A 9,296-nucleotide genomic window follows, 5' to 3' on the forward strand; every position below is an offset into this window, starting at 1 on the left:
TTTTTGTTACCTGCAGGTAAACCCCGGCAGCTCCTACAGGGAATGGCGTTCGTCAGTTTTTACGAAAGTGTCCAAGGTGTAGTCTCGCGATGTAAGCCTTTGCTTACTCTTCCGTAAGTGTTCGTTATTTTTAGCCTGCGGCAGAAGTCCACTCTTCACGTTGGTCCTATCTAACCTATTGATTTAACTGTTTATTTTTTAATGTGAAGTGCTTATGACAGTGCCTCCAAGCGTATTCGGGCCGTTGCTCATGACAGGGAACTCTTTAATATCTGGGTTGTGTCGACGGACAGACACGCCCTTCAAGGATGAGGGGAATGGACATCGCAGGACGCGATTCATCAGGACGATGAAAAGGAATACAGGGAATAGGGAAAAAATGTGGGCGGGTCAAACCGCCCCTTTTTTTGTCCGCAGAAAAGTCAGCTCATACAGGAGCTACCGCAGGCTGCGATCTTTTATGGACAAAAAAAAGGCCCGCAAGGGGCCTTTTGATTCGAGCGCGGGACAGATCAGCGTTCGAGGTCTTTGATCTTGCCTTTGACGCCATCCCACTCTTCGGCATCCGGCAGCGATTCTTTCTTCTCGGTGATGTTCGGCCAGATTTCAGCCAGATCAACGTTCAGTTGAATGAATTCCTGCATATCCTCTGGAACTTCATCCTCGGAGAAAATTGCCACGGCCGGGCATTCTGGTTCGCACAGGGCGCAGTCGATGCATTCATCCGGGTGAATCACCAGGAAGTTCGGGCCTTCGTAAAAGCAGTCCACCGGACACACTTCTACGCAGTCGGTGTACTTGCACTTGATGCAGTTGTCGGTGACGACGAAGGTCATTTCTAATTTTCTCCTCAGGCGGCGGCAGCGGAGCCCCTTCACGTTGGGGTCGCCAGGTTTGGGAGCGATAGTCTGCAGGCCTGGCTGTAGCCAGCAGCATCCCAAACCGCGCGAGATTCTAACAGCTTGAAGCCGTTTGCGTTATATCCGCTTCTTTAGTGCTTATATCCGGTTCTTCAGTGCATAGAGCATTTCGAGCGCACGGCGTGGGGTCATGTCATCCAGATCCACTTTCGCCAGTTCGTCGAGCACCGGGTGCGGCAGGCTGGCGAACATGTCACTTTGCTGCGGCGCTGCCGGTTTGCCCTTGGCGGCGGGTTTAGGCGCCTCATGCGGCAACGCGGTGTCTTCCAGTCGGCTCAAGTGCTCACGCGCACGCACGATCACTTCACTGGGCACGCCGGCCAATTGCGCAACCGCCAGGCCATAGCTTTGGCTGGCGGGCCCCGGCAGTACGTGGTGCAGGAACACGATGCGTTCGTTGTGCTCGGTGGCGTTGAGGTGCACGTTGGCCACCAATGGCTCGGCTTCCGGCAACACGGTCAGTTCGAAATAGTGGGTCGCGAACAGAGTATAGGCGCGCAGATGCGCCAGGCGCTCGGCGGCAGCCCACGCCAGCGACAGACCGTCGAAGGTGCTGGTGCCGCGTCCGACTTCGTCCATCAGCACCAGACTGCGTTCAGTGGCGTTGTGCAGGATGTTCGCGGTTTCGCTCATTTCAACCATGAAGGTCGAACGGCCACCCGCCAAATCATCGCTGGAACCGATACGGGTGAAGATGCGGTCAACCAACGACAGTTCACAGGCGGCCGCCGGCACGAAGCTGCCAATGTGCGCGAGCAGCACAATCAATGCGGTTTGGCGCATGTAGGTGGATTTACCGCCCATGTTCGGACCTGTAATCACCAGCATGCGCGTGTTGTCATCCAGGCTCAGGTCGTTGGCCACAAACGGCGTGGTCAGCACTTGCTCGACTACCGGGTGGCGACCCTGGGTGATGCGCATGCACGGCTCTTCGACGAAGCGCGGGCAATTCAGGTCAAGGTTCAGCGCACGCTCGGCGAGGTTGCTCAGCACGTCCAGTTCGGCCAACGCGGCGGCAGTGTCCTGTAAGGGCGGCAACTGGCTGATCAAATCTTCCAGCAGTGCTTCGTAAAGCATTTTCTCGCGCGCCAGAGCGCGGCTCTTGGCCGACAGCGCCTTGTCTTCGAACTCTTTCAGTTCAGGGGTGATGAAACGCTCGGCACCTTTCAGCGTCTGGCGACGGATGTAGTCGGCCGGCGCCGACTCTGCCTGCTTGCTCGGCAGTTCGATGAAGTAGCCGTGGATGCGGTTGTAGCCGACTTTCAAGTGCGACAGGCCGGTACGGGCTTTTTCCCGCGCTTCCAGATCGATCAGGAATTGCCCGGCGTTCTCGCTCAGGGATTGCAGGTCATCAAGTTCGCTGTCATAGCCGGTTTTCAACACGCCGCCGTCACGGATAACCGCCGGCGGGTTGTCGATGATGGCCTTTTCCAGCAACGCGGCCAGTTCCGGGTAGGTGCTGGTGGTCGCGGCCAGTTGAATGAGGTGTGGCGCTTCCAGTTCAGCCATCGCCACCTGCAGTTCAGGCAGCGCGCCTAGGGCGTCACGCAGACGTGCGAGGTCACGAGGGCGCGCATTGCGCAGGCCGATTCGCGCGAGAATTCGCTCGATGTCGCCGATTTCCTTGAGCTGCGGTTGCAGCTTCTCGAAGCGATAGACGTCGAGCAGGCAAGTGATCGAGGTCTGGCGCGCCAGCAATACGGTCAGGTCACGCAGCGGGCGGTTCAGCCAACGGGTCAGCAAACGACTGCCCATGGCGGTCTGGCAACGATCGACCACCGATTGCAGGGTGTTGTCGCGGCCGCCGGCCAGGTTGGTGTCGAGTTCCAGGTTGCGTCGGCTGGCACCGTCGAGCACGACAGTATCATCGAGACGTTCGTGGCGCAGGCTGCGCAAGTGGGGCAGTGCGGTGCGCTGGGTTTCCTTGGCATAAGCCAGCAGGCAACCGGCGGCGCCGATGGCCAGGGTCAGGTTCTCGCAGCCGAAGCCTTTCAGGTCCTGGGTGGAAAACTGTTGGCAGAGACTTTTCAGCGCCGAGTCGCGCTCGAAATCCCACGGAGCGCGACGACTGACGCCACGGCGCTTTTCCGCCGGCAGGTCCCTTGGCCAGTCATCCGGGATCAGCAACTCAACCGGGTTGATCCGCTCCAGTTCCGCCAGCAGATTCTCCCAACCCTTGATTTCCGACACGCTGAAGCTGCCGCTGGTGATGTCCAGCACGGCCAGGCCAAACAGGCGCTCGTCTCCCAGCACCGCGGCAATCAGGTTGTCGCGGCGCTCATCCAGCAACGCTTCGTCGCTGACCGTACCCGGCGTGATGATCCGCACCACCTGGCGATCCACGGGCCCTTTGCTGGTGGCCGGGTCGCCGACCTGCTCACAGATCACCACCGACTCGCCAAGCTTTACCAGTTTCGCCAGGTAACCTTCCGCCGCGTGGTAAGGAATCCCGCACATGGGGATCGCTTGTCCTGCAGACTGCCCGCGCGCGGTCAGGGTGATGTCCAGCAACTTGGCGGCTTTCTTCGCATCTTCATAGAAGATCTCGTAGAAGTCGCCCATGCGGTAGAACATCAGCTGGTCGGGGTGCTGGTTTTTCAGGCGCCAGTACTGCTGCATCATTGGCGTGTGGGAGGACAGGTCGGAGAGCGCTTTATTCATCGGATTGTCAGGCAACTCGTTAAAAAATGTAGGGCAAAAGCGGGGCAACCGCCGGGCTTTTCCGCGATGGGCGCAAGGTTACCATGGGCGGTCCGCCCGCCGCAGGAGTGAAAGCCCTGCGATGCAGTTCCAACCCCGCACACACCGCGCATTTCCTCACATTTTTGATGGGGGGCGCGCCTTGCAAGCGTAATTGGCTCGTGTACGGTAGTGCTTATCCCGCCCGACAAGGAGATGACCGTGAAAGAAATCACCCAGCTCGCCGCTGAACTTGGCAGACGCCTGCAGGTGCTCAATGCTCATGTCACGACCGCCGAGTCGTGCACCGGCGGCGGGATCGCCGAGGCAATTACCCGGATTCCCGGTAGTTCGGCATGGTTCGAAGCCGGTTACGTGACTTACTCCAACCGGCAGAAAACCGAACAGCTGAATGTGCCTGGCGAGCTGTTCTCCACCGTAGGCGCGGTCAGTCGCGAGGTGGTCGAGGCCATGGTCAGGGGCGCCCAGGAGAAAAGCCGGGCGACTTTTGCCGTCGCGGTCAGCGGCGTTGCCGGGCCCGACGGTGGTTCTCCAAGCAAACCGGTGGGCACCGTCTGGTTGGCCTGGGGCGTGGGTGACCTGGTTTCCAGTGAGGTCCAACACTTCCCCGGTAACCGCGACGAAGTCCGCCGACAAACGGTGAAGGCCGCGCTAGAGGGGCTCCTGCGACTAGCGGCACGAGAAATCGAAAATCAGGGGTAGGCGATCCGCGAACGCTGTGGAATAATACTGGCTACTTATACAGGTGTTGGCCGTCAGGCCTTATTGATTACGTGAGGACTTTAATGGACGACAACAAGAAGAAAGCCTTGGCTGCGGCCCTGGGTCAGATCGAACGTCAATTCGGCAAGGGTGCCGTGATGCGTATGGGCGATCAAGACCGTCAGGCGATCCCGGCTATCTCCACTGGCTCTCTGGGTCTGGACATTGCTCTCGGCATCGGCGGCCTGCCAAAAGGCCGTATCGTTGAGATCTACGGTCCTGAATCCTCCGGTAAAACCACACTGACACTGTCCGTGATCGCCCAAGCTCAAAAAGCTGGCGCGACTTGCGCATTCGTCGACGCCGAACACGCCCTCGACCCTGAGTACGCCGGCAAGCTGGGCGTTAACGTCGACGACCTGTTGGTGTCCCAGCCGGACACTGGCGAACAGGCTCTGGAAATCACTGACATGCTGGTGCGTTCCAACGCTGTTGACGTGATCATCGTCGACTCCGTGGCAGCACTGGTGCCTAAAGCTGAAATCGAAGGCGAAATGGGCGACATGCACGTGGGCCTGCAAGCCCGTCTGATGTCCCAGGCGCTGCGTAAAATTACCGGTAACATCAAGAACGCCAACTGCCTGGTGATCTTCATCAACCAGATCCGTATGAAGATCGGCGTGATGTTCGGTAGTCCGGAAACCACCACCGGTGGTAACGCTCTGAAATTCTACGCTTCTGTTCGTCTCGACATCCGCCGTACCGGCGCGGTGAAAGAAGGCGACGAAGTGGTCGGCAGCGAAACTCGCGTCAAGGTTGTGAAGAACAAGGTGGCTTCGCCGTTCCGTCAGGCCGAGTTCCAGATTCTTTACGGCAAGGGCATCTACCTCAACGGCGAGATGATCGACCTGGGCGTACTGCATGGTTTCGTCGAGAAGTCCGGCGCCTGGTATGCCTATGAAGGCACCAAGATCGGTCAGGGCAAGGCCAACTCGGCCAAGTTCCTGGCGGATAACCCGGAAATCGCTGCGAAGCTCGAGAAGCAACTGCGTGACAAGCTGCTGACTCCGGCACCAGACGTTAAAGCGTTGGCAGATCGGGTGAAAGCAGATGACCTGGTTGATGTAGATGTTTGATTGATCCGATGACCGCCGTACTCGATACACTCGTCGCAGTGCGGCGAACCGCAATGGACCTGCTCGCTCGACGCGAGCATGGTCGAGTCGAGCTGACGCGTAAGCTGCGTCAGCGCGGCGCTCTACCTGAAATGATCGACACTGCACTCGACCGTCTGACGGAAGAAGGGCTGCTTTCCGAAGCGCGTTACCTTGAAAGCTTTGTTTCCTACCGTGCCCGTTCCGGTTATGGCCCTTTGCGGATTCGCGAGGAGTTGAGCCAGCGCGGTTTACAACGTGCCGATATCGAACTCGCCCTGCGCGAAAGCGGTATCAGTTGGCAGCAGCAGCTTCAGGATACGTGGCAGCGCAAGTTTTCCGGACATTTGCCAATCGATGCCAAAGAACGGGCCAAGCAGGGCCGGTTCCTCGCCTATCGGGGCTTTTCGATGGAGATGATCAACCGCTTGTTCAGCGGTCGCGGCATGGACGATTAAAACGATTCAACAAAAACGGCCCGCTATGAAAATAGCGGGCCGTTTTTTTTTGCCTTCAAATTGCCTTTGACGGCTCGCGACTGCGTTGTGCTGTTTGCGGTCTGGAGTCAGCCCAGTTTTCCGGCAGGTTGATGTAATCGATCAACTCCCGCAGACGCCCGTGAGTGCGTGCATTAAAAGCGAAGGCCAACCGCGCCAGATGGCTGAACTGCGCTTCGTCGTGTTCCTCGCCACTGTAGGCATGTTGATGAAACTGGTCGCTCAAGCACAGATCGGCGAAAGACTCCTGCATGTGCTCAAGCGCCTGATCGCTGAGCTTGTGATGCATGCGGATCACGAATTGCCGCTTGAGCCAGCGGCTGGAGTGGAAGTTGCTGTAGAACTGGTTGATCTGCTCTACCGCCTCCTCGACGGTATAAACCAGACGCATCAGCTTCATGTCGGTCGGCAGGATGTAATGGTTGTCTTCCAACTGCTGGCGGATGAAATCCATCGCGCCTTGCCAGAACGTGCCGCCCGGTACATCCAGCAAAACTACCGGCACCAGCGGACTTTTGCCGGTCTGGATCAGGGTCAGCACCTCCAGCGCCTCATCCAGCGTGCCGAAACCGCCGGGGCACAACACCAGCGCGTCGGCCTCTTTGACAAAGAACAGCTTGCGCGTGAAGAAAAAGTGGAACGGCAGCAGATTGCCAGTGCCGTCGACAGTCGGGTTGGCATGTTGTTCGAAGGGCAGGGTGATGTTGAACCCAAGGCTGTGATCGCGGCCAGCGCCTTCATGCGCGGCGGCCATGATGCCGCCTCCGGCTCCGGTGATGACCATCATGTCCGAGCGCGCCAATGCGGCGCCGAGTTCTCGTGCCATGGCATACAACGGATGCTCGACCGGCGTGCGCGCCGAGCCGAACACCGTGACTTTGCGTCGCCCCTTGAATTTCTCCAGTACTCGAAAGGCTTGTTCCAGTTCGCGCAGGGCTTGCAGGGTGATCTTGGCGTTCCAGCGGTTGTGGTCTTCCTGTGCCATTCGCAGCACGGTGAGGATCATGTCGCGGTAGATCGGAATGTTCAGGCTGTTGGGGGAAACACGGTTGAGTTGTTCTTCGACCTGGTTGATGAGGTCAGGACCGCTTTCTGCAAAATGACGGCTAAGGAGGTCATTCGGTTGGTAAGGCATTAACTTCTCCTTGCGTGCGGGCTCTGGTTTTTTCGGTGAATGAAAAAAACGTTCGCAACTTCAAAAATCCATGACGGGCGGCTCCTTCCCGGCCCAAAGATGTAGTGGTGATTACTCTAAATCTAGTCTCTGGCGAGGATTCGCGCTGACTTGATCATTGCGCCGCAACGTCTTTCCTGGCAATCGCTTATTAGCGATTCGAGAAGTGATTTCACCACTCGTCTGAACCTGATCCGAGAGTTCAGCGCTCTGATTTACTTACTTACAGGCGTGACGCGACCGTTTTGCGCAAGGGCAAGACGCACGGTACAGGTAACTCAAAGGATTTATCGCGCAGTTGGGGCGAAAGGGCAGGGAGGCGGGAACTATGACCAAGGTCATTCTGGAAATCGATACGCAGCTGTATCGATTGCTCAAGGTATCAGCCGAGACCAACCATTTGAGTCTTGAGGAAGAGTGCTGCCGGCGTCTTGCAGGTGGCGAGCGTCGCTCGCGTTACTTGCAGGCACTTGTAGCGGAATTGCGCGCCGATGACGAACAGCGACGCGCTAATTCCCGATGATCACTTTTTCTTTTGATTTACTTTCGGGCAATCCGATTCCTGGTAGCTGGCGGAGCCGATCGCTTTGTTGGTTTTCACTTCAGTGAAGTCGTAACGCATGATCGCGCCTTTGGCCATCAGTTTGCGGAACGAAGGGTTGTTGCACACCGAGGCTCCCAACTGGAAATACACGGCTTTAGGGTCAGCACGCATCTTGTCGGCGTGGCTCTTTTGCACGCTCAGATGATTGATCAGTTGAGTACCTTCAACGGTGTAGCCCTGATCAAGAATGTCTTCATTGATTGCGCGTGGCGTGCCGACGCTGCTTTGGGCGGCGACATTGCGCAGCTCGCGGTTCAGATTCTGCTCACTCAGCGAGGCAGCCTGAGCGGTGAAGGACGACGCCAGCAGAATGGCAGCGGTGGGAACGATAAGGCGCAGCATGAAACTCTCCTGATTCGGTGACTGGTGGTTCGACCAGCCTCGGGGCTGTGCGTTCAGTGGCGGCGAATTATAGGGGAGCCGGTCTGGACGGTACAGGCTTGTGCCCGTCGCTCTGGTAAACTGCTGGCCTTTATTGCCTTGCCGAGTGTTGTTCGTGTCGAGTTTTCCTGTCTGCCGGCGTTGCCTGCGATGAACCATGCCCCCAACGCTGTCGCCCGTCTGCGCGATCAGCGCGAAGATGAAGGCATCAAGCCGATTCAGGCCCGTGGCTTTCGCTCCGAGCGTTGCCGCGACTGTCGCGTCATCATCAGCCATTGCCTATGCGCCTGGCGACCTACCGTCGAAACCCGTTCCGGCGTGTGCCTGATCATGACCGGCAAGGAAGTGTTCAAACCGAGCAATACCGGTTGGCTGATTGCCGACGTGGTGCGCGATAACCACGCATTCATCTGGTCGCGCACTGAGCCCGACGCGCAGATGCTGGCGCTGCTCAGCGATCCGCAATGGCAACCCTATCTGGTGTTTCCCGGCGAATACGTCGAACCTTCGCGGGTGACCAACGCAGTCGCCGCCGATAGCAGCAAACGTCCGCTGTTCATTCTGCTGGACGCGACCTGGACCGAAGCTCGCAAGATCTTCCGCAAGAGCCCGCACTTCGACAGTTTGCCGATCCTGAGCCTGCTGCCCGACAAGCTCTCGCGCTACCGCTTGCGCCGTTCAACCCGCAGTGAGCACTTGTGCACCGCCGAAGTGGCGGCGCTGTGTCTGGATCTGGCCGGCGATGTGGCGGCCGCGTCGGCACTGGACGCTTATTTCGACGTGTTCAGCCAGCACTACCTCGATGCCAAGCACCAGCTGGACATGAATGTTTCTACCCCCGCGCATGCCGAGCTGATGCCCTTCGTGCACAGCGGTTATGCTGCCTTGGGCTGATTGTCGCCCATACTGTAAAGATCTGTACTGGCCATGCACCTTGACCACCCCGGTTCCGCTGGGCATGCTTGGCGCCGATTGGGGCGCGGCCAAGGTTTGAGACGCCGTTTTAGCTTGTGATTGGCGTTGAACGTGCCCTGTTGGTGCAGCTCCGTGGCTGTACCTCGAGTTGTTTGAAAAACAGGATCATTTAAAAAATGGCCACATACGAAATCCTGATTGCCGATGACCACCCACTGTTCCGTAGCGCATTGCATCAGGCGTTGACCC

At 58.1% G+C, this 9,296-nt stretch carries 9 protein-coding genes and 1 pseudogene; 6 read left to right on the forward strand and 4 right to left on the reverse strand.

What is annotated here, in order from left to right; translation table 11 throughout:
• Window positions 1-512: 512 nt before the first annotated feature.
• Both fdxA and mutS read right to left on the reverse strand, forming a co-directional pair.
• Window positions 513-836, reverse strand: a complete 324-nt coding sequence (gene fdxA / locus JFT80_RS01770) for a ferredoxin FdxA (RefSeq protein WP_064393166.1) — start codon at window positions 834-836, stop codon at window positions 513-515.
• Between the two features lie 162 nt (window positions 837-998).
• Window positions 999-3,581, reverse strand: a complete 2,583-nt coding sequence (gene mutS / locus JFT80_RS01775; protein WP_201146724.1) for a DNA mismatch repair protein MutS — start codon at window positions 3,579-3,581, stop codon at window positions 999-1,001.
• Window positions 3,582-3,821: 240 nt separating this feature from the next.
• Here mutS and JFT80_RS01780 point away from each other — a divergent pair, with 240 nt between their 5' ends.
• The 3 genes from JFT80_RS01780 (at window position 3,822) to recX (ending at window position 5,934) form a co-directional block, all read left to right on the forward strand.
• Entirely contained in the window at window positions 3,822-4,322 is a 501-nt protein-coding gene (locus JFT80_RS01780) for a CinA family protein (protein ID WP_201146725.1), read from the forward strand.
• A gap of 83 nt (window positions 4,323-4,405) precedes the next feature.
• Complete coding sequence (gene recA, locus JFT80_RS01785) at window positions 4,406-5,458, forward strand: recombinase RecA (RefSeq protein ID WP_201146726.1); 1,053 nt, start codon at window positions 4,406-4,408, stop codon at window positions 5,456-5,458.
• Between the two features lie 8 nt (window positions 5,459-5,466).
• Entirely contained in the window at window positions 5,467-5,934 is a 468-nt protein-coding gene (gene recX, locus JFT80_RS01790) for a recombination regulator RecX (protein WP_201146727.1), read from the forward strand.
• A gap of 55 nt (window positions 5,935-5,989) precedes the next feature.
• Here the strand turns inward: recX and JFT80_RS01795 are convergent, their stop codons facing one another.
• Window positions 5,990-7,108: a TIGR00730 family Rossman fold protein gene (locus tag JFT80_RS01795; protein WP_201146728.1), complete on the reverse strand. Its 1,119-nt coding sequence runs from the start codon at window positions 7,106-7,108 to the stop codon at window positions 5,990-5,992.
• A 367-nt stretch (window positions 7,109-7,475) separates the two neighbouring features.
• Between JFT80_RS01795 and JFT80_RS01800 the strand changes: the two genes are divergently transcribed.
• Entirely contained in the window at window positions 7,476-7,670 is a 195-nt protein-coding gene (locus JFT80_RS01800; RefSeq protein WP_122837708.1) for a hypothetical protein, read from the forward strand.
• Here JFT80_RS01800 and JFT80_RS01805 read toward each other — a convergent pair whose 3' ends face one another.
• Complete coding sequence (locus tag JFT80_RS01805) at window positions 7,671-8,093, reverse strand: PA3611 family quorum-sensing-regulated virulence factor (RefSeq protein ID WP_201146729.1); 423 nt, start codon at window positions 8,091-8,093, stop codon at window positions 7,671-7,673.
• Window positions 8,094-8,282: 189 nt separating this feature from the next.
• Between JFT80_RS01805 and JFT80_RS01810 the strand changes: the two genes are divergently transcribed.
• Together JFT80_RS01810 and JFT80_RS01815 are read left to right on the forward strand one after the other, a co-directional pair.
• The gene (locus JFT80_RS01810; RefSeq protein ID WP_201146730.1) at window positions 8,283-9,026 is read left to right on the forward strand and encodes a tRNA-uridine aminocarboxypropyltransferase; all 744 of its coding nucleotides are present in this window, start codon (window positions 8,283-8,285) and stop codon (window positions 9,024-9,026) included.
• 197 nt (window positions 9,027-9,223) lie between these two features.
• Window positions 9,224-9,296, forward strand: a pseudogene (locus JFT80_RS01815) (response regulator transcription factor); the annotation flags it as partial.

The organism is Pseudomonas sp. TH10, from assembly GCF_016651255.1.
Taxonomy (GTDB): Bacteria; Pseudomonadota; Gammaproteobacteria; order Pseudomonadales; family Pseudomonadaceae; genus Aquipseudomonas.